The organism is Kitasatospora sp. NPDC052868 (assembly GCF_044547105.1).
GTDB lineage: Bacteria > Actinomycetota > Actinomycetes > Streptomycetales > Streptomycetaceae > Kitasatospora.
Genome location: NZ_JBITZW010000005.1, coordinates 154,297 through 172,185 on the forward strand (window position 1 = coordinate 154,297; position 17,889 = coordinate 172,185).

Below are 17,889 nucleotides of genomic sequence, written 5' to 3' on the forward strand. Positions count from 1 at the left end.
CTCTCCCGGTCGCGGGTCGCTCACTCCCCCCGGTCGGGTCGGCGGGCCGCCGCGCCCAACTCGCCCTCCCAGCGCAGGTACAGCGAGTGCGGCACGCCGACCGCGTCCAGCACCCGTCCGGCGACGAAGTCGACCAGCTCCCGCACGGTGGAGCCGCCCGCGTAGAAGCCGGGCGAGGCGGGCAGTACGACGGCGCCCTGTGCGTCCAGCTCCACCAGGTGCTTCAGCGTCACCCCGTTGAGTGGTGCCTCCCGGACGCACACCACCAGCGGGCGGCGCTCCTTGAGGGTGACGCTGGCGACCCGCTGCAGCAGGTCCTTGCTCAGGCCGAGCGCGATGCCGGCCACCGCGCCGGTGGTCGCGGGGACGACCAGCATGCCCTTCGCCGGGTAGGAGCCGCTGGACGGACCGGCCGCGAAGTCCCCGGCCGGCCAGTAGCGGACGTCGTCGAGCCCCTCGGGGCCGGTGCCCAGCCAGGCGGCCAGGTCCTCGCGCCAGTGCGCGTCCCGGAAGGAGATGCCGGTCTCGTCCAGGATGGTCAGCCGCGCCGCCCGGCTGACCACCAGGTCGACCGCCTCCCCGGCGGCGAGCAGCGCCCGGATGACGGAGGCGGCGTACGGCGTCCCGGAGGCACCCGAGACCCCGACCACCCACGGCTGGCGTACCGACTGCTGCTTCGCTGTTCCCATAGGGCTTATTTCTATACGCATTTACCGGACGGCCCGGCCTGCGAGGATGGGCGCCATGGCACCGACCCTCGTCGACCTCACCCACCAGGTGACCACCGCGATGCCGGTCTACCCCGGCGATCCGGCGGTCGTCCTGGAGCCCGCGCTCACCACCGCCACGGCCGGGGTGAACGTGCTGGCCCTGCACCTCGGCTCGCAGTCCGGCACCCATGTGGACGCGCCGTACCACGTGGACGTCACCTGGCCGACCCTGGACGGGCTGCCCTTGGAGCGGTTCACCGGACCGGCCGTGATCGCCGACCTGCGCGGTCTGGAGCCCCGCTCGGCGGTGACGCCCGAGCTGCTCGCCCCGGCGCTGGAGCGCGCCGGGGAGGGCACCGTGCTGCTGCTGGCCACCGGCTGGGCCCGGCACTGGGGCACCGACACCTACCTGGCCCACCCCAGCCTGACCCCGGACGCCGCCGAGGCGATCGTCGCCGCCGGGGTCCGGACGGTCGGCGTGGACGCGCTGAGCGTCGACCCGACGCCCGACCCGGGGCCGGGCGATCCGGCGGTGGCCGCGCTGCTGGCCGACCTCACCGACGAGCACGACCACTCGGCCGCCGCGGAGCCCACCCTCGCCGCCCACCGGGTGCTGCTCGGGGCGCCCGGCGGCGGGGTGATCGCCGAGAACCTCACCGACCTGCGGCTCCTGCTCGACGCCCAGGAGGCCGGGCGGCCGGTGGAGGTCTCGCTGTTCCCGCTGCGGCTGGTGGCCGCCGACGGGGCGCCCGTGCGGGCGGTGGCCCGACTGGGCTGAGCCTGCCCAGCACCTCCACACCTTGGTCTAGACCATCCCCCGCAGGCGCCGCTACGCTTTCCCGCCATGGCAGAGATCATCGGAGTGATCGAGCAGCTCTGGCGCTACCCCGTGAAGTCCACCGGCGGCGAGCGGCTCGACTCCGTCGAGGTGGACGAGCGCGGCCTGGCCGGCGACCGCCTCTACGCCGTGCGCGACGGGTCCGGCAAGTTCGGCTCCGGCAAGAACACCCGGCGCTTTCGCCGGATGGACGGCCTGCTCCGCCTCTCCTCCCGGCTCGGCCACCGCCTCGACGGCCCCGAGCTGTTCGACCCGCTCGGCCGGCCCGTCGCCGACCCGGACGCCTTCCTGCGCGCCTACCTGCAGCGCCCGGACGTCGCGCTCGCCCGCGAGGACGCCGTCTCGCACTTCGACCAGCTCCCGGTCAGCGTGCTCACCACCGCCACCCTGGACTGGGTGCGCCGGGCGGCCCCCTCGGCCGTCGTCGACGAGCGCCGGTTCCGGCCCAACATCCTGCTGCGCACCCCGCCCGACACCCCGCCCTTCGTGGAGGACGGCTGGTTCGGCCGCGAGGCCCGCGGCAGCGCCCGCTCCGGCGCCCGGCTGACCTTCGTCCGCGCCAGCGAGCGCTGCGCGATGACCACCGCCGCCCAGCCCGGCCTGCCGCACGCCCCCGAGATCCTCAAGGCCATCGCCCAGGCCCACGACGGCCGCCTGGACGCCCTCGCCGAGATCGCCGTGCCCGGCCGGCTGGCCGTCGGCGACACCCTGTCACTGGCCTGAGACCCGCACTCCGCGAACACCCCGCCGACCCCACCGACCCCGCCCCTGACCTGGGCGTTCCCCGCACCGCCGACACCTCGCGGCGCGCGCCTCAATCCCCCTCGCCGGTCCGGGCGCCAGGCGCGTTGTAGCGTCGTCCCGGCCGCGGGGGACGTGGCCGGGAGGGAACGGGGCTTCCGATGTGGTCGACCATGTCCACGGCCGGCATGTACAACCTCGGCGACCGCCGGCTCACCCCGCAGGCCGTCGCCGACCGCCACCACGTCTCGCTGCGCTCCCTGCAACTGCTCTTCCAGGGGCAGGAGGAGGGCGTGGGGGCGCTCATCCGCCGCCGCCGGCTCGAACGGGGGCCGGGCGGACCTGGCCCGGCCGGACCGGGCCCGCGACCCGATCCACGCCGTCGCCGCCCGTTGGGGCTTCACCAGTGCCGCCGCCTTCAGCCGCGCGTTCCGCCAGGAGTACGGCAGCAGCCCCCGGGAGTACCGCCAGAACGCCCTGCGCGGGCCGTCCTGCGCGGATCCGCAAGGAACCCTGCGCGTCCTGCCAACTCCCCCCGGCTCGACCCGGCTAACGTGGCACAGCGGATCCACCGGTGCGCAGGCGCCGCCAACCCGGCGCCCTCCCACCGGGGTTCACCATCGGCCCGGATCTCCCCATAGGTCCGGGCCGATCGTCCCCCACCGGAGGCGACTCCGAAAAGGCGCCCCGCGCCTGCGGCACGGGGGTGCACAGGCGCGGGGCGGCCACCGACCGTCCGGCCAGGGGCCGCCCGCAGTGCCCACTACCCCCTGATCAGGCAGAACGGATGGCCCGCCGGGTCGGCGTAGACCCGCCAGCCGCCCGCGTCGTCCAGCGGCGCCGCGCCGAGCGCGACCACCTGGCGGCCGGCCTCGTCCAGGTCGTCGACGTCGATGTCCAGGTGCGCCTGCTGCGGGTGCTCCTGGTCCGGCCACCGCGGCGCCCGGTAGCCCTCGACCCGCTGGAAGCAGAGCACCGCCCCGCCCTCGGTGTGCAGCGTGGACCACGACGCGCCCAGCGACCACCGCCGGTCGGGCCGGTCCACCTCCCCGCCGAGCAGCTCCGCGTAGAAGCGGGCCAGGGCGGCCGGGTCGGGACAGTCGAACACGAGGCACTGCAGCTTCCCGATCATGGCCCGATGGTAGGCGCCCCGCCTGGGCGCCGGGGCCGCCGGACTCACTCCTTCGGATGAACATCCCGGCCGAACCAGGGGATCTGTAGCAGGCTCTCCATCGATCTGACGTCACGTCAGCACATAGCAGCCCTCAGCGGCGGCCGATGGAGGCCCTCATGCCGAACGTCCCGCAGGATCGCGCGTACACCAAGGAGCACGAGTGGGTGGAGTCCACCGGGAAGGACCGGGTGCGCGTGGGGATCACGGACTACGCCCAGAAGCAGCTCGGGGACATCGTCTTCGTGGAACTCCCCGCGGTGGGGAACAAGTTCGAAGCCGGCGAAGCGATCGGCAGCGTGGAGTCCGTCAAGTCGGTGAGTGACATCTTCCTTCCGGTCTCGGGTGCGGTCGCCGCCGTGAACGAGGAGCTGAACGACTCGCCCGAGGACGTCAACAGCGATCCGTACGACGGCGGCTGGATGTTCGAGATCACCCTGTCCAACGCCGCCGAGCTGAAGGACCTGCTCACCGCCGCACAGTACGAGGACTACATCAAGGCGGAGTCCGAGTAGCGGCCGCCCGGGGTCGCTAGACCCGCCGGTTCTCGGCCGCCGCCGCGCCCGCCACGGCCTCGACGAGGCGGCCGAGGGCCTGCGGGTCGCTCTGCAGGAAGAGGTTGGGCTCGATCAGCTCCAGCTCCATGACCACGGGCTCCCCGGCGTCGTCCAGCGCCAGGTCCACCCGGGCGAACAGCAGCGGGCCGGGCTCCGGGACGGCCGCCAGCGCGGCCCGGGCGACGCCGAGCTCCGCCGCGGTCGGCCGGTACGGGGTGACACCCGGGTGCGCCACCCGGTCGTTGTCGACCACCCCGGGCTCGGTCAGCACCGGGCCCTTGCGGATGGCGTGGCTGAAGGCCCCGGCGAGGAACACCAGCGCACGCTCCCCCTCCTCCACCCGGCGCAGGTAGGGCTGCACCATCACGGTGCGCCCCTGCTCCAGCAGCATCCGGGCGTGGCGCACGGCGTCCGCGGACCGGCCTGGCTCGTAGCGCGCGGTGTCGCGGGCGCCCGCGGAGACGGCCGGCTTCACCACCACTCCCCCGGCCTGGTCGACGTCCTCCTCCTCGCACCGGCCGCCCGGTTCGACGAACCGCGTCGGCACCACCGGGACACCCTGCTCGGCGAGCTCCAGCAGATAGCGCTTGTCGCTGTTCCAGCGCACCACCGGCGCCGGGTTGCCCAGCCCCAGCCGGGTGGCGCGAGCCGTCCGGTCGGCCCAGTCCAGGAACTCCTCGAGCCGCTCCGAGTAGTCCCAGGTGGAACGGATGACCGCCAGGTCGAACCCGTCCCACCCCGGGGAGTGCGCGTCCCAGGCCACCGCCTCGGCCGCCAGGCCCCCGGCCCGCAGCGCGTCCACGATCCGCGGGAGGTCGGCGTCGTACTCCACGCCGACGGCGCTCGTCACGACCGCGATCCTGGTAGCGCCCACCGGCTCCCCCTCGCCTCCAACCGGCCCGGACGGGCCCTGACGAGCAGTCTAGGGAGTACCCGGGAGCGCCCGGGCGCCCCGAGGCTCAGCCCAGGGTGCGGACGCGCTCCAGGACCTCGGCCGGGGCCTTCGCCACGGAGCCGGTGTCGAAGGGGGGTTGGGGGTCGTACTCGGTGACCAGCTGGATGGCCTGGGCGGTGAGGTCGTCGGTGAGCAGGGCGGCGAGCCCGATGGCCATGTCGATGCCGGAGGAGACGCCGGCCGAGGTGACGATCCGGTCCTGCCGGACGACCCGCTCGGCGGTGTAGCGGGCGCCGTAGGCCTCCAGGTCGGCGACCACCCCCCAGTGGGAGGTCGCGGCCAGGCCCTTGAGCAGCCCGGCCGCACCGAGCACCAGCGAGCCGGTACAGACCGAGGTGGTGAAGCGGGTGGTTTCGTGCATCCGGCGGATCCAGGCGAGGAACCCGGCGTCCTCGGCCAGCGGCCGCGTCCCGCCGCCGCCGGGGACGAGCAGCACGTCGCAGGAGTCGACCTCCGAGTACCGGGTGGGGACATCGACCACCAGCGCGCCCAACGTGTCGGTGACCCGGCCTGGTTCGATCGCGACGAACCGCACCCGGGCCCCGGGGACGTACCCGAGGATCTCGTACGGGCCGATCGCGTCGAGCGGCTCGAACCGGTCGAAGAGCGGGATCACGATGTCCATGTTTCGCAGCGTAGTGACGGGTTGACGGATGTCGACCCGCCCGGCGGCGAAGTTCACGGGATCGGGTGGCCCGGAGGGCCCGGCACTGCCGACCGCCGCGTCGATCCCGGAGCCGACGGCACTCCGAAGGCCGCGTGACCCGGGTCACACCGGCCCCACCGATGAGTTCCGCCCGCACCCCAGGTCCTAAGAGCAGGAGTCGCGTTCCGCCGCGGCCGGGCCGACCGTGCGACAGTCTCCAGAACAAGATCCACAACTACCCGAGGAGAACCGACCATGAGCACCGACACCCCCAAGGGCAACCCCGCCAGCTACTTCCCGTCGATCGAGAAGAAGCACGGGCAGCCGATCTCGCACTGGAAGGAGCTGATCCGCTCCTCCCCGCTGACCAGGCACATGGAGCTGGTGGCCTGGCTCAAGAGCGAGCACGGCCTCGGCCACGGGCACGCCAACGCCCTCGTCAAGCACACGCTCGACGAGGGCGGGCAGAGCTGACCTCAGATCCCGAGGCCGCGCATCACCAGGTCCACCAGGGCGAAGAAGAACAGCGAGATCCCGACGAACCCGTTGGTCTGGAAGAACGCCCGGTTCAGCCTCGACAGGTCGCCCGGCTTCACGATGGTGTGCTCGTAGACGAACGCCCCGGCGACCACCAGCAGTCCGACCCAGAAGGCCGGCCCGGCATCCGTCAGGACGGCGTACCAGCCGAGCAGCAGCGTCGTCAGGACGTGGCAGACCCGGGCCCCCCACACCGCCGCCGGGATGCCGAAGCGGGCCGGGACGGAGCGCACGCCGCCGTCCCGGTCGGAGGCGACGTCCTGGCAGGCGTAGATCAGGTCGAACCCGCCGATCCAGATGCCCACCGCGAGGCCGAGCACCACGGCGTCCCAGGACCACGAGCCCGTGACGGCGAGCCAGGCGCCGATCGGGCCCATGGCCTGGGCGAGACCCAGGATCGCCTGCGGGAAGTCGGTGAACCGCTTGCCGTACGGGTAGACCACCATCGGCACGACGGCGACCGGGGCGAGCGCCAGGCAGAGCGGGTTGAGCAGCGCGGCCGCGCCCAGGAACACCACCAGCGCGATCGCCGAGCCGATGTACGCCGTCCTCAGCGCGACCGCGCCGGTGACCAGTTCGCGCCCGGCCGTGCGCGGGTTCCGGGCGTCGATCTCCCGGTCGATGATCCGGTTGGCGGCCATCGCGAAGGTCCGCAGGCCGACCATGCACACCGTGACGATGAACAGCTCGCCCCAGTGCACCCGCTCGTCGGCGAGGAACATCGCGGTGAGGGCGGCGATGTAGGCGAAGGGCAGGGCGAAGACCGAGTGCTCGATCATCACCAGGCGCAGGAAGGACCTGACCTTCCCCGGCGGGACCTCGGGGAGGGCGGCGGCGGTGCTCACAGCCCGTACTCCTTCCAGCGGCGGTCGACCAGTTCGGCCGTGGCCGGGTCGGAGGAGACCATCTCCGGCCAGCCGCCGTCCCGGGTGTAGCCCTCCTCGGGCAGCTTGCGGGTCGCGTCGATGCCCGCCTTGCCGCCCCAGAACTGCTGGTAGGAGGCGTGGTCGAGGTGGTCGACCGGGCCCTCCACCACGGTGAGGTCGCGGCTGTAGTCGACGTTGCCGAAGGCCCGCCAGGCGACCTCCTGGTAGTCGTGCACGTCGCAGTCGGAGTCCACCACGATGATCAGCTTGGTCAGCGACATCATGTGGGCGCCCCAGATGGCGTGCATGGTCTTCTGGGCGTGCTTGGGGTACTTCTTGTCGATCGAGACGATCACGCAGTTGTGGAAGCCGCCGGCCTCGGGCAGGTCGTAGTCGACGATGTCCGGGATGATGATCTTCAGCAGCGGCAGGAAGAACCGCTCGGTGAACTTGCCCAGCGGCCCGTCCTCGGTGGGCGGGCGGCCGACCACGATGGACTGCAGGATCGGGCGCCGACGCATCGTCACGCAGTCGATCGTCAGGGCCGGGAACGGCTCCTGCGGGGTGTAGAAGCCGGTGTGGTCGCCGAACGGGCCCTCGGGGAGCATCTCGCCGGGCTCCAGCCAGCCCTCCAGCACGACCTCCGCGTCGGCCGGGACCTGCAGCGGGACGGTCTTGCAGTCGACCATCTTCACCCGCTCCCCGGCGATGAAGCCCGCGAACAGGTACTCGTCGATGTCGCCGGGCAGCGGCGCGGTGGCCGCGTAGGTGACGGCCGGCGGGCAGCCGAAGGCGATCGCGACCGGCAGCCGCTCGCCGCGCTTCGCCGCCACCGCGTAGTGGTTGCGGCTGTCCTTGTGGATCTGCCAGTGCATCCCGATGGTGCGCCGGTCGTGCCGCTGCAGCCGGTAGAGGCCGAGGTTGCGGATGCCGCTGTCCGGGTCCTTGGTGTGGGTCAGGCCCAGGTTGAAGAAGGACCCACCGTCCAGCGGCCAGGTGAACAGCGCGGGCAGCTCGTCCAGGTTGACGTCGTCGCCGGTGAGCACGACCTCGTGCACGGGCGCGTCGCCGGACTTCACGTTCCGCGGCGGCACGTGGGCCATCGAGGCGAGCTTGCCGAAGGCGTCCCGGAAGCCTGTGAAGCCCTGCGGCAGCTCCGGCTTCAGCAGGCCGGCGATCTTCTCGGAGATGTCCTCCGGCCCCTTGAGGCCGAGCGACTTGGCGAGCCGGCGCTCGGTGCCGAAGACGTTCATCGCCAGGGGCATCGAGGAGCCCTTGACGTTTTCGAACAACAGCGCCGGACCCTTGGCCTTCTGCACCCGGTCGACGATCTCGCCGATCTCCAGGTGGGGGTCCACCTCGGCCTTGATGCGCTTGAGGTCGCCTTCACGGTCGAGTGCCCGCAGAAACGAGCGGAGATCGTCGTATGCCATGCCAGTCAGTATCCGCCACCCGATAGCCTGGCTCGGTCAAGGGCCCCCATGGAGTCGAGGACCCCGGGGAAACCGCCGCCGCAACCGCCGTCGCCGGGGGAGATCACCGCCGTGCTGAGGATTCTGACCGTCGTGCTCCCGCTCGCCCTGTGGGTGTGGGCCTTCATCGACTGCCTGACCACCCCCGAGGACGAGGTGAAGCACCTGCCCAAGGTGGTCTGGGTGATCATCGTGCTGCTGTTCCCGCCGCTCGGCCCGATCGCCTGGCTGGTGGCCGGCAAGCGGCGCGGGTTCGCACAGGCCCGGACGGCGGACCAGGTGGAGGGCGCCCGCCCGCGCGACGGCCGGCCGCTCGCGCCGGACGACGACCCCGAGTTCCTGGCCTCGTTGAAGAAGGACGACAAGCAGCACGAGGACATGCTCAAGCAGTGGGAGGCCGATCTTCGCCGCCGCGAGGAGGAGCTGCGCGGCCGGGACGAGCCGGAGGACGGCCGCAAGAGCTGACGCGCCTCCCTCGAACAGCCCACTCGGAACCCTCCGGGCGGGCTGTGGCGTTTTTGGTGCATCCCTACGACTGGGGAAGCCCCGGGAGCGCACGGACCGGCTCGCCCGATCGGCTCAAGCAAGCCTTGAGCGATCCTTCAGCGGACCCGGATACAGTGCTGAGTGACGGCCCTGACCTGCACCTTTCCTCCCGCTCAGATCATCCGACAATCACCCAAGCCGCAACCCCACGTGTTCGAACGGACACGGTGCGCACTGGGTGGCAAGGCCCGGTTTCTGTGCAGCCCTGACATGTAAACGGACGCGACCTTGTACGGAATCAACGCCGAAACCAGGACGCGGCCCCTCGTACAGTCATAAGTGAAGAAGTGATTCGCAGCCGGGGGCAATGCAGACGTTGGCTGTCGGACAGTTCCCTCACCCTTGGAGTGGTTCGAGATGACGGTTGTGCATGAGGCGCCGGTCGGCGACGAGATCCCCGAGATCCCGGCCGACGCCCACGGGCGGGTCGCCGAGCTGCACGAACTGCGCGAGCAGGTCCGTCGCGGCCCGAGCGAGAAGGCCACCGAGGCCCAGCACGCCAAGGGCAAGCTGACCGCCCGCGAGCGCATCGACCTGCTGCTCGACGAGGGCTCCTTCCGCGAGGTGGAGCCGCTGCGCCGGCACCGCGCCACCGGCTTCGGCCTGGAGGCCAAGAAGCCGCACACCGACGGCGTCATCGTCGGCTGGGGCACCGTGCACGGCCGGACCGTGTTCACCTACGCACACGACTTCCGGATCTTCGGCGGCGCGCTGGGCGAGGCCCACGCGCAGAAGATCCACAAGATCATGGACATGGCCATCGCGGCCGGTGCGCCGCTGGTCTCGCTGAACGACGGCGCCGGCGCCCGCATCCAGGAGGGCGTGACCGCCCTGGCCGGCTACGGCGGCATCTTCCAGCGCAACACCCGGGCCTCCGGCGTCATCCCGCAGATCTCGGTGATGCTCGGCCCGTGCGCCGGAGGCGCGGCCTACTCCCCGGCCCTCACCGACTTCATCTTCATGGTCCGCGAGACCTCGCAGATGTTCATCACCGGCCCGGACGTGGTGCAGGCCGTCACCGGCGAGAAGATCACCCAGAACGGGCTCGGCGGCGCCGACGTCCACTCCGGGGTCTCCGGCGTCTCGCACTTCGCGTACGACGACGAGCAGTCCTGCATCGAGGAGGTCCGCTACCTCCTCTCGCTGCTGCCGCAGAACAACCGCGAGATGCCGCCGTCCGTCGTCACCGACGACCCGGTGGACCGCCGCAACGAGGTCCTGCTCGACCTGGTGCCCGCCGACGGCAACCGCCCGTACGACATGCGCAAGGTGATCGAGGAGATCGTCGACCACGGCGAGTACCTGGAGGTCCACGAGCGCTGGGCCACCAACGTGCTGTGCGTGCTCGCCCGGATCGACGGCCACGTCACCGGCATCATCGCCAACCAGCCGCAGTCGCTGGCCGGCGTGCTCGACATCAACGCGAGCGAGAAGGCCGCGCGCTTCGTCCAGATGTGCGACGCCTTCAACATCCCGCTGGTCACCATGCTGGACGTCCCCGGCTTCCTGCCCGGTGTCGACCAGGAGCACGACGGCATCATCCGCCACGGCGCCAAGCTGCTCTACGCCTACTGCAACGCCACCGTGCCGCGCATCCAGCTGATCCTGCGCAAGGCCTACGGCGGCGCGTACATCGTGATGGACTCCCGCTCGATCGGCGCGGACCTCTCCTTCGCCTGGCCGACCAACGAGATCGCGGTCATGGGCGCCGAGGGCGCCGCCAACGTGATCTTCCGACGCGACATCAACGGCGCCGAGGACCCCGAGGCGATGCGGGCGCAGAAGATCAAGGAATACAAGAACGAGCTGATGCACCCGTACTACGCGGCCGAGCGCGGCCTCGTGGACGACGTCATCGACCCGGCCGAGACCCGCCAGGTCCTGGCCTCCTCGCTGGCCATGCTGCGCACCAAGCACGCCGACCTGCCGAGCCGCAAGCACGGCAACCCGCCGATGTAGCACCACCGTTCAGTGCACCGCAGTTCAGTGCACCACAGGACGCGCACCACTGATCCGTGCACCGCAGTCGGCCACCGACCACACACCGCATCCGCCGGGGAGACACCGGACATGACCGCTTCTGCCGAACCTCTCATCCACATCGTCCGCGGCTCGCTCAGCGACGAGGAGCTCGCCGCCCTGACCGCCGTGCTGATGGTCCGCGCCGCGGCCGCCCAGCAGGCCGCGGCCGCCGCCGCGCAGATCGAGCCGATCGCCAACTGGCAGCGCCTGGAGCGCCGCCCGGCGTACTACTCGCCGGTCAGCTGGCAGCAGGCCGCCTGATCCACCAGCCTTCCGTACCGGCGGCCGGTCACCCACTCGGGTGACCGGCCGCCGGGCGTTCGCCGGCCTTCCCCTGCCGGGTTCATTCGTATTCGTACCGTCTGATCGGCCCGCCCCGGGCACGCGCGGCTCGGTAGAATACCTACTGGACGGTATGCGGCCCGCCGCCCGTCGGCCCCCACAGGACCGGCCGCTGCCGAGTACCGGAACCCATGCAGGGAGGCTGCGATGGCCAGACAGGCCCGCGCGCTGGCAACCCGCCAGGCGGTACTCCTCGCGGCCGCCGAGGTGTTCGACGAGCGCGGCTACGCCGCCGCCACGATGGCCGAGATCCTGGACCGGGCCGGCGTCACCAAGGGCGCGCTGTACTTCCACTTCCACTCCAAGGAGGACCTGGCGCTCGCCGTCATCGAGGGCCAGGGCGCCTGGCTCGCCACCTGGCGGCCGACCTCCGACAGCCCCGTCCAGACCCTGATCGACCTCGGCTACGCCTTCGCGCGCGCACTGCAGGAGGACCCGCTGCTGCGCGGCTCGATCCGGCTGACCATCGAGCACGGCAGCTTCACCCATCCGCAGATCGAGGCCTACCAGGGCTGGTCGGACGTGGCCCGCGGACTGCTGGAGCGCGCCCGGGACGCCGGCGACCTGCACCCCGGGCTGGATCCCGCCGCCGCGGCCGGGGTGATCACCGGCGCGGTCACCGGCATACAGCTCAGCTCGCAGGTGCTGACCGACCGGCGGGACCTGCTCCAGCGGATGACCGACATGTGGACGCTGATCCTGCCCGGCCTGGTCCAGCCGCACGCGCTCGCCCGGCTGACCGTCGCGGAGCGCACCCAGCAGGCGCAGCACGCCTGAGCCGGGCCCGGGAGCGCGGGCGGCCCGTTACAGGCCCGAGACGGGCCCTGAGCGAGCCCTGGACGGGCACTGAGCAGGGGTCAGACGCGATAGGCCGCGCAGCACTCCCCGGACACCAGGGCCGGCAGTGCGGCCGCCCAGAGGCCGCGCACGGCCTCCGGCCGCAGCCGGTCGGCGTCCTCGGCGGCCAGCAGCACCAGGCCGGCCGCGAGGGTGGTGAGCAGCTCGGCGGCCTGCCGGTGGTCCACCCCGGGACGCAGCTCGCCGGCCGCCCCGGCGCGGTCCAGCAGACGGCGGACCACCGCGGTCAGGCTGCGCCAGGTGTCGGCGGGGGCGATCGCGGGCCCGCCCTCCTGGCGGGTCCCCTGGCCGAGCTGGACACCGGCCCGGACGACCACGTCCTCGCGCAGCAGCCGGGCCAGCTCGTACGAGAAGTCGATCAGGCCCTGCAGGGCCGGGCCGGCGCTGCGCAGCGCGCGCAGCGCGGCGGAGCCGATCTCGCGCCCGGCCGCGGCGCGCACGCCGTCGGCCAGCGCCTGCTTGGAGACGAAGTGGAAGTAGAGCGCGCCCTTGCTCACTCCGGCCCGCCGGCTGATGTCGACCAGGCTGGCCGATTCGAACCCCGCGTCCGCGAACGTGTCCGCCGCGGCGAGCAGAACGGCCTGCCTGGTCCGCCCCGCACGTTCCTGCTTGACCACTCGGTCCCTCCGGCTTCGGCCCGGGCGAGGTCCCGGCCCACCCGGCTGCTGTCGGTGCGCCGCCGCCCGTGGGGCGACGCCTCGCATGCGGACGGCACCGGCCTAAACCGCATGGTTGGTATCTAATCTAGCGCCACGTCGAACCCCGCCGTCCAGCGGGGATGCACCCCCGCCACTCGTCCGGAGCTTGCCCGCCCAGGCATCACCGCAGCCCAGCGGCCCCGGTCAGCTGACCACGTCGGGCTCTCGGGTAAGTCCTACCCCGAACGGAGGAGGCAAACCGGGTGGTCTGTATGTTTTACTGTGGCCGCTGTTGCGGTCGATCGTTCGACACCCGGGAGTGGGGCCCGTCATGCCAATGATCGTAGATCCGGATGTGTTCGGCCCGTATCCCCACCCCGCTCCCGGCTACGACTTCCACGAGCGGACCGTCTCCCGGCACCTGGTGCACCGGGCGTCGGTCTCCGAGGTGCTCATCACCGGGTGGCAGGCCACCGGCCTGTACGACTTCCTGCTCGGCGCCCAGTGGCCCCGGCTGCACGGCTTCTACCGGCTGCCCGGCGACCGGCACCACGATCCGCTGCTGCTGGCCGAGACCATCCGGCAGGCCGGGCTGCTGATCGGGCACATCGGCTTCGGCGTCCCGCGCGGCCACCACTTCGCGATGGACGACCTCTCGTACGCGCTGGGCCCGGCCGGCCTCGACGGGCTGGCCGTCGCGGGCGAGCCCACCTCGCTGATGCTCCGGGTCTCCTGCGAGGACGTCCGGATGCCGCACGGGCGGCTGGGCTCGCTGCGGGTGCACGTCGAGGTCGAGCGGGCCGGCTGCCCGGTCGGCCGCGGCTCCGCGCAGCTGCGGGTGATCTCCCCGACCTCGTACGCGCGGCTGCGCGACGCCGGCCGGCGGGCCGCCGTACCCGGGCCGCCCGGCGCGCCGACCGCCCCCGAGCTGGTCGGGCGGGAGCTGGCCGCGGACGTGGTGCTGAGCCCGTCCCTGCTGCCGGGCAGCTGGCTGCTGCGGACCGACCCGGGGCACCCGGTGCTGTTCGACCGGGCGCTGGACCACGTGCCCGGGATGCTGGTGCTGGAGGCCGCCCGCCAGGCCGCCCAGCGGCTGCGGCACCCCGAACCGGTGGTGCCGGTCGAACTGGTCTCGTCCTTCAGCAGCTACATCGAGCTGGACCGGCCCTGCCTGGTACGGGCCGTCCCCGAGGACGGCCAGGACGGCGGCGGGCCCGAGGGCGGCGGGCCGGGCGGGGTCAGGCGGCCCGGACCGGACGGCGGCGGGTCGGCGCACCGCCCGGCGGCCGTCCGGGTGCTGCTGGTGCAGGACGGCCGGACGGCGGCCGAGTGCCGGCTGCTGACCGGGCCGGTGGCCGGGCCCGTGAGCGAGTCGGCCACCGGCCGGCTGGGCCAGGCCCGGCGGGAGGCGGCCTTCGGGGACTGCCCCGCCGGGCCCGGCCTGCCGCTCGCCAGCTGACACAGCGGCGGGCCGGGCCGACCGGGCCGGGACCGGACCGTCAGGCCGCGACCAGGGCCGCGGGCCGCCCGGCGTGCATCACGCTGAGGTTGGCGGCCAGCCGGACCGGGTCCTGGGCCAGCCAGAGCCGCAGGGCGGCCCCCAGCATGGCGCTGGCCGAGCCGATCCGGACCTCGGTCACCTGGGCGATCCGGGCCGCCCCGGGCACCAGCAGGTCGGCCAGCGGGGTCGGCAGCCAGACCGTCAGGGCGCACGGCGCGGGGGCCGTGAGGGCGCCCAGCAGGCGATAGGCGTCCTTCCGCGAGCTGAAGGTGGGGATGATGTCCAACAGCCCGTCGGCCACGACCTCGGACACGTCGCTGCGGTGTCCCTGAGCGAGCCGGCGCAGCAGCGTGCGCTCGGCGGCGGTGATTCGGACGGTCAGCATGACCTCGTCGCACTCCATTGCGCGATTTCCTCCTCGTTGCTCCCCGTGCCGGCACCGGCGGCCGGCACGAACTACCCCTGTCACACCTCGGCCCGGCTTCCTCTGCGGATCGCCGGGCCGGTGGGTGGTCCCTCCCGGTCAGATACCCGCGTACGAGTGCTTTCCGGTGACGAAGATGTTCACGCCGTAGTAGTTGAACAGCCAGCAGGCGAAAGCCGCCAGGGCCAGGTAGGCGGCCTTGCGGCCCTTCCAGCCGGCGGTCGCGCGGGCGTGCAGGTAGCAGGCGTAGGCGACCCAGGTGATGAACGACCAGGTCTCCTTCGGGTCCCACTCCCAGTACTTGCCCCAGGCGTGCTCGGCCCAGATCGCGCCCGCGATGATGGTGAAGGTCCAGAGCGGGAAGACCAGCGCGTTGATCCGGTACGACAGCTTGTCGAGCGTGGACGCGGCGGGCAGCCGGCGCCAGATCGACGGCGCGGTGCCGAGCGGCCCGCTGGTCAGGCCGGCCGCCATCCGCTTGTCGAAGGAGTCCTTGCCCACGTACAGCAGGGTCGCGATGAAGCCCGCGTAGAAGGCGCCGCCGCAGATGATCGCGGTGGAGACGTGGATCGCCAGCCAGTACGAGTGCAGCGCCGGGACGAGCTGCTCGGATTCGGTGTAGAGCACGGAGACCGCGACGCCCAGGGTGAGCAGCGCCGCCAGGGTGACCGGCAGGCCGAGCCAGCGGACCGGCTTGCGCGCGGCCAGCAGCCCGAGGTAGGCGAGCGTCATGGCGAGCGCGAAGGCGCAGGAGAACTCGTACATGTTGCCCCACGGCCAGCGGGAGACCGAGAGCCCGCGGGCGAGCACCCCGCCCGCGTGCAGCGCGGCCGCCAGCACGGTGAGCGAGACCGCGATCCGGCCGGCCAGGTCGGCCTTCCCGCTGGTGCCGGCCGCGCCCGGGCCGTCCTCCTCGTCCCCGCCGCGACCGCTGGTGACCACCGTCGCGCCCTCGCCCGCGAGGGCGGTGCGGGTGAGCGTGGTGGTTCCGCCGCCGGCCGAGGCGACCGTGACGGTGACCTTCTTCGCGCCCTTGGCGCCCTTGGCGTCGGCGGCGGCGACCGTCTCGGCCAGCCCGCCCGCCTGCTCCGAGGAGCGGACGGCGACGGCGCCCTTGCTGCCGAAGGTCCACTCGAACATGTGGGCGAGCATGGCGATGGTGTAGACAACCATGGCCGAATAGATCAGCTTGTTGGAGAGGTCGGCCAGGCTTGGGTCGACCGCCGAGGCGAGATGCACCGTCTACTCCTTGGAGTTCTGGTCGGCAGGGACTGCGGGGTCTGCGGGCGCTGAGGCCGCGTCGGCCTCGGGGTCTGCGGGGTCTGCGGGGTTGTCCCGGTCGCCGGGACCACCGGTCGCCGGGGCGTCGCCAGTGTCGGCGGAGGTGTCGGCGTCGGGCTCGGCGTCGGCGTCGGGCTCGTCCTCGACCGCGGGGGCGTCGTCCTGGAGGTCGACCGCGAGCTCCGCCAGCTCCTCGGCGATCTTCGCCGACTCGCTGCGGGCCAGCCCGGCCAGCTCGACCAGGGTGCCGCCGCCGGGCAGCGCCACGGCGCGCACCCAGATCCGGCGGCGCTGCACGAACAGCGAGCCGATCAGGCCGAGGATCGCCAGCACCCCGCCGGCCAGGGCGATCTCGTTACCCGGCCGGTGCGAGATGTTGAAGCTCGCCCACTGCTTGTAGCCCTCGAAGGTGACCGTGCCGTAGCCGTCCGGCAGCTCCCAGGCCTGGCCCGGCTTCAGCCGCGCCTTGGCCGGGTTGCCGCCATCCTGGAGCTGGGTCAGGTTCTTCTGGTTGAGCTGGTACACGTTCTGGGGCAGGCCGGAGTCGGTTCCGAGGTCGCCCGCGAAGGCGTTCAGCACCAGCTCCGGGGCGGCGTCACCCGGGAACAGCGAGATCGGGCCGGTGCCCTCGAAGCTGAGCGGGGCGGTCGGCAGGAAGAAGCCGGAGAAGCCCAGCTGCGTCTTCCTGCCGTCCTTGTCGCCGTAGTCCGAGACCTTGACGACGCCGGTGGAGGTCAGGTTGCCGTCCTGCGGCAGGAACGGCGTCGCACCCGTGTAGACGGTCTCGCCCTTGGCGTTGCGCACCGTGATCACCGGGGCGTAGCCGTGGCCGATCAGGTAGACCTTGCTGCTGCCGATCTCCAGCGGGTGGTTGACCTCGATCGAGCCCTTGGTGAGCTTCGAGGCGTCGCTGCCCGCGTAGTACTCGACGTTCGCGGTGAACTCGCGGGCGGCGCCGATCTGGTCGCCCTTGGTCTGGAAGCTCGACTTGAAGCTGTCCAGCTTCAGGTAGAAGGGGTCGAGGTCCTCGGTGTCGTAGAACCGCGAGCCGGTGAAGTCGTCCAGCTGCGTGATGGTGTTGGAGTAGCCCTCGCCACCCACCATCAGCTTGCCGCCGGTGCCGCTGGCCAGGCTCGCCCAGGCGAACCCGCCGAGCAGCGCGAACAGCGACAGGTGGAAGACCAGGTTGCCGACCTCCCGCAGGTAGCCCTTCTCCGCCGCCACCGCGCCGCCGGCCAGGTCGACCCGGAACCGGCGCCTGCGCAGCAGCCGGTGGGCCGCCGCGTTCACCGCGTCGGCGTCCGCGTCGGTGCGCCAGGCCGCGTAGACCGGCATCCGGGTGAGGTTGCGCGGCGCGGCCGGCGGCTGGGCCCGCAGCACGCCGACGAACTGCCAGGTGCGCGGGACGATGCAGCCGGCCAGCGAGACGAACAGCAGGATGTAGATCGCCGAGAACCACACCGAGCTGTAGACGTCGAACAGCTGGAGCTTCTCGTAGACCGGCGCGACCGTGGTGTGCTGCGCCTTCCAGGCCTCGACCTTGAACTGGTTCTGGCCGTTCTGCGGGATCAGCGAACCCGGGATCGCCGCCAGCGAGAGCAGGAAGAGCAGGATCAGCGCGACCCGCATCGACGTCAGCTGGCGCCACATCCAGCGCAGCCAGCCGAGCACCCCTATGCCGACGGGGCCGTCCGACTCGACCGGTGCGGTGGTCAGCCGCTCGGCCGCGGCCTCGGCCCCGGCCGCCGGGGGCAGCTCGGTATCGGTCGTGGTCTTGCTCACGG

Annotated in this window: 20 protein-coding genes; 10 read left to right on the forward strand and 10 right to left on the reverse strand. The window is 72.4% G+C overall.

All coding sequences use genetic code 11. The features are described 5' to 3' along the window. Window positions 1-20 precede the first annotated feature (20 nt). Complete coding sequence (locus ACIGZJ_RS11330; protein ID WP_392937474.1) at window positions 21-689, reverse strand: UbiX family flavin prenyltransferase; 669 nt, start codon at window positions 687-689, stop codon at window positions 21-23. A 55-nt stretch (window positions 690-744) separates the two neighbouring features. Here ACIGZJ_RS11330 and ACIGZJ_RS11335 point away from each other — a divergent pair, with 55 nt between their 5' ends. The 3 genes from ACIGZJ_RS11335 to ACIGZJ_RS11345 all read left to right on the forward strand — a co-directional run bounded on the left by ACIGZJ_RS11335 (window position 745) and on the right by ACIGZJ_RS11345 (window position 3,063). Beyond that, window positions 745-1,488, forward strand: a complete 744-nt coding sequence (locus ACIGZJ_RS11335) for a cyclase family protein (RefSeq protein ID WP_396456960.1) — start codon at window positions 745-747, stop codon at window positions 1,486-1,488. Window positions 1,489-1,554: 66 nt separating this feature from the next. After that, entirely contained in the window at window positions 1,555-2,271 is a 717-nt protein-coding gene (locus ACIGZJ_RS11340; RefSeq protein WP_396456961.1) for an MOSC domain-containing protein, read from the forward strand. 153 nt (window positions 2,272-2,424) lie between these two features. Next, the gene (locus ACIGZJ_RS11345; RefSeq protein ID WP_396456962.1) at window positions 2,425-3,063 is read left to right on the forward strand and encodes a helix-turn-helix domain-containing protein; all 639 of its coding nucleotides are present in this window, start codon (window positions 2,425-2,427) and stop codon (window positions 3,061-3,063) included. Here ACIGZJ_RS11345 and ACIGZJ_RS11350 read toward each other — a convergent pair. Next, entirely contained in the window at window positions 3,053-3,421 is a 369-nt protein-coding gene (locus ACIGZJ_RS11350; RefSeq protein ID WP_396456963.1) for a VOC family protein, read from the reverse strand. The genes ACIGZJ_RS11345 and ACIGZJ_RS11350 overlap by 11 nt on opposite strands. A gap of 158 nt (window positions 3,422-3,579) precedes the next feature. On the opposite strand from ACIGZJ_RS11350, the gene gcvH reads away from it, so the two are divergent. Further along, complete coding sequence (gene gcvH / locus ACIGZJ_RS11355) at window positions 3,580-3,975, forward strand: glycine cleavage system protein GcvH (RefSeq protein WP_396456964.1); 396 nt, start codon at window positions 3,580-3,582, stop codon at window positions 3,973-3,975. Window positions 3,976-3,991: 16 nt separating this feature from the next. Here gcvH and ACIGZJ_RS11360 read toward each other — a convergent pair whose 3' ends face one another. Both ACIGZJ_RS11360 and ACIGZJ_RS11365 read right to left on the reverse strand, forming a co-directional pair. Beyond that, on the reverse strand, window positions 3,992-4,867 hold the full coding sequence (locus ACIGZJ_RS11360) for a RimK family alpha-L-glutamate ligase (RefSeq protein WP_396456965.1): 876 nt from the start codon (window positions 4,865-4,867) through the stop codon (window positions 3,992-3,994). A 109-nt stretch (window positions 4,868-4,976) separates the two neighbouring features. Beyond that, on the reverse strand, window positions 4,977-5,597 hold the full coding sequence (locus ACIGZJ_RS11365; RefSeq protein ID WP_396456966.1) for a DJ-1/PfpI family protein: 621 nt from the start codon (window positions 5,595-5,597) through the stop codon (window positions 4,977-4,979). A 276-nt stretch (window positions 5,598-5,873) separates the two neighbouring features. Here ACIGZJ_RS11365 and ACIGZJ_RS11370 point away from each other — a divergent pair, with 276 nt between their 5' ends. After that, window positions 5,874-6,092 carry a DUF4287 domain-containing protein gene (locus tag ACIGZJ_RS11370; RefSeq protein ID WP_396456967.1) on the forward strand — a complete coding sequence of 73 codons (219 nt, stop codon included), beginning with the start codon at window positions 5,874-5,876 and terminating at the stop codon, window positions 6,090-6,092. A 2-nt stretch (window positions 6,093-6,094) separates the two neighbouring features. Here ACIGZJ_RS11370 and mqnP read toward each other — a convergent pair whose 3' ends face one another. Together mqnP and ACIGZJ_RS11380 are read right to left on the reverse strand one after the other, a co-directional pair. Further along, window positions 6,095-7,000 (reverse strand): menaquinone biosynthesis prenyltransferase MqnP, encoded by a 906-nt coding sequence (mqnP, locus tag ACIGZJ_RS11375; RefSeq protein ID WP_396456968.1) that lies wholly within the window; start codon window positions 6,998-7,000, stop codon window positions 6,095-6,097. Further along, window positions 6,997-8,454 carry a menaquinone biosynthesis decarboxylase gene (locus ACIGZJ_RS11380; RefSeq protein ID WP_396456969.1) on the reverse strand — a complete coding sequence of 486 codons (1,458 nt, stop codon included), beginning with the start codon at window positions 8,452-8,454 and terminating at the stop codon, window positions 6,997-6,999. The genes mqnP and ACIGZJ_RS11380 overlap by 4 nt, the downstream gene beginning before the upstream one ends. Window positions 8,455-8,565: 111 nt before the next feature. Between ACIGZJ_RS11380 and ACIGZJ_RS11385 the strand changes: the two genes are divergently transcribed. The 4 genes from ACIGZJ_RS11385 to ACIGZJ_RS11400 all read left to right on the forward strand — a co-directional run bounded on the left by ACIGZJ_RS11385 (window position 8,566) and on the right by ACIGZJ_RS11400 (window position 12,180). Continuing rightward, the gene (locus ACIGZJ_RS11385; protein WP_396456970.1) at window positions 8,566-8,958 is read left to right on the forward strand and encodes a PLD nuclease N-terminal domain-containing protein; all 393 of its coding nucleotides are present in this window, start codon (window positions 8,566-8,568) and stop codon (window positions 8,956-8,958) included. Window positions 8,959-9,396: 438 nt separating this feature from the next. Further along, window positions 9,397-10,998, forward strand: a complete 1,602-nt coding sequence (locus ACIGZJ_RS11390) for an acyl-CoA carboxylase subunit beta (protein ID WP_392937439.1) — start codon at window positions 9,397-9,399, stop codon at window positions 10,996-10,998. 111 nt (window positions 10,999-11,109) lie between these two features. Next, window positions 11,110-11,322 (forward strand): acyl-CoA carboxylase subunit epsilon, encoded by a 213-nt coding sequence (locus ACIGZJ_RS11395; RefSeq protein WP_396456971.1) that lies wholly within the window; start codon window positions 11,110-11,112, stop codon window positions 11,320-11,322. A gap of 228 nt (window positions 11,323-11,550) precedes the next feature. Then, the gene (locus tag ACIGZJ_RS11400) at window positions 11,551-12,180 is read left to right on the forward strand and encodes a ScbR family autoregulator-binding transcription factor (RefSeq protein WP_396456972.1); all 630 of its coding nucleotides are present in this window, start codon (window positions 11,551-11,553) and stop codon (window positions 12,178-12,180) included. Between the two features lie 80 nt (window positions 12,181-12,260). Here the strand turns inward: ACIGZJ_RS11400 and ACIGZJ_RS11405 are convergent, their stop codons facing one another. Continuing rightward, a complete protein-coding gene (locus ACIGZJ_RS11405; RefSeq protein ID WP_396456973.1) occupies window positions 12,261-12,878 on the reverse strand; it encodes a ScbR family autoregulator-binding transcription factor in 618 nt (205 codons plus the stop codon). Between the two features lie 352 nt (window positions 12,879-13,230). Between ACIGZJ_RS11405 and ACIGZJ_RS11410 the strand changes: the two genes are divergently transcribed. Next, window positions 13,231-14,358, forward strand: coding sequence for a ScbA/BarX family gamma-butyrolactone biosynthesis protein (locus tag ACIGZJ_RS11410; protein WP_396456974.1), 1,128 nt, complete (start codon window positions 13,231-13,233; stop codon window positions 14,356-14,358). Between the two features lie 40 nt (window positions 14,359-14,398). Here the strand turns inward: ACIGZJ_RS11410 and ACIGZJ_RS11415 are convergent, their stop codons facing one another. The 3 genes from ACIGZJ_RS11415 to ACIGZJ_RS11425 all read right to left on the reverse strand — a co-directional run bounded on the left by ACIGZJ_RS11415 (window position 14,399) and on the right by ACIGZJ_RS11425 (window position 17,887). Further along, complete coding sequence (locus tag ACIGZJ_RS11415) at window positions 14,399-14,803, reverse strand: hypothetical protein (protein ID WP_392937427.1); 405 nt, start codon at window positions 14,801-14,803, stop codon at window positions 14,399-14,401. 120 nt (window positions 14,804-14,923) lie between these two features. Next, complete coding sequence (ccsB, locus tag ACIGZJ_RS11420; RefSeq protein WP_396456975.1) at window positions 14,924-16,063, reverse strand: c-type cytochrome biogenesis protein CcsB; 1,140 nt, start codon at window positions 16,061-16,063, stop codon at window positions 14,924-14,926. Between the two features lie 3 nt (window positions 16,064-16,066). Then, a complete protein-coding gene (locus ACIGZJ_RS11425; protein ID WP_396456976.1) occupies window positions 16,067-17,887 on the reverse strand; it encodes a cytochrome c biogenesis protein ResB in 1,821 nt (606 codons plus the stop codon). Window positions 17,888-17,889 lie beyond the last annotated feature (2 nt).

Excerpts from the sequence above, each read along its gene's own strand:
- ACIGZJ_RS11335 (WP_396456960.1), top strand. The coding sequence starts at position 745 with ATGGCACCGACCCTCGTCGACCTCACCCACCAGGTGACCACCGCGATG.
- ACIGZJ_RS11330 (WP_392937474.1), bottom strand. The coding sequence starts at position 689 with ATGGGAACAGCGAAGCAGCAGTCGGTACGCCAGCCGTGGGTGGTCGGG.
- ACIGZJ_RS11350 (WP_396456963.1), bottom strand. The coding sequence starts at position 3,421 with ATGATCGGGAAGCTGCAGTGCCTCGTGTTCGACTGTCCCGACCCGGCC.
- ACIGZJ_RS11370 (WP_396456967.1), top strand. The coding sequence starts at position 5,874 with ATGAGCACCGACACCCCCAAGGGCAACCCCGCCAGCTACTTCCCGTCG.
- ACIGZJ_RS11395 (WP_396456971.1), top strand. The coding sequence starts at position 11,110 with ATGACCGCTTCTGCCGAACCTCTCATCCACATCGTCCGCGGCTCGCTC.
- ACIGZJ_RS11415 (WP_392937427.1), bottom strand. The coding sequence starts at position 14,803 with ATGGAGTGCGACGAGGTCATGCTGACCGTCCGAATCACCGCCGCCGAG.
- gcvH (WP_396456964.1), top strand. The coding sequence starts at position 3,580 with ATGCCGAACGTCCCGCAGGATCGCGCGTACACCAAGGAGCACGAGTGG.
- ACIGZJ_RS11390 (WP_392937439.1), top strand. The coding sequence starts at position 9,397 with ATGACGGTTGTGCATGAGGCGCCGGTCGGCGACGAGATCCCCGAGATC.
- ACIGZJ_RS11410 (WP_396456974.1), top strand. The coding sequence starts at position 13,231 with ATGCCAATGATCGTAGATCCGGATGTGTTCGGCCCGTATCCCCACCCC.
- ACIGZJ_RS11400 (WP_396456972.1), top strand. The coding sequence starts at position 11,551 with ATGGCCAGACAGGCCCGCGCGCTGGCAACCCGCCAGGCGGTACTCCTC.
- ACIGZJ_RS11365 (WP_396456966.1), bottom strand. The coding sequence starts at position 5,597 with ATGGACATCGTGATCCCGCTCTTCGACCGGTTCGAGCCGCTCGACGCG.
- ACIGZJ_RS11380 (WP_396456969.1), bottom strand. The coding sequence starts at position 8,454 with ATGGCATACGACGATCTCCGCTCGTTTCTGCGGGCACTCGACCGTGAA.
- ACIGZJ_RS11340 (WP_396456961.1), top strand. The coding sequence starts at position 1,555 with ATGGCAGAGATCATCGGAGTGATCGAGCAGCTCTGGCGCTACCCCGTG.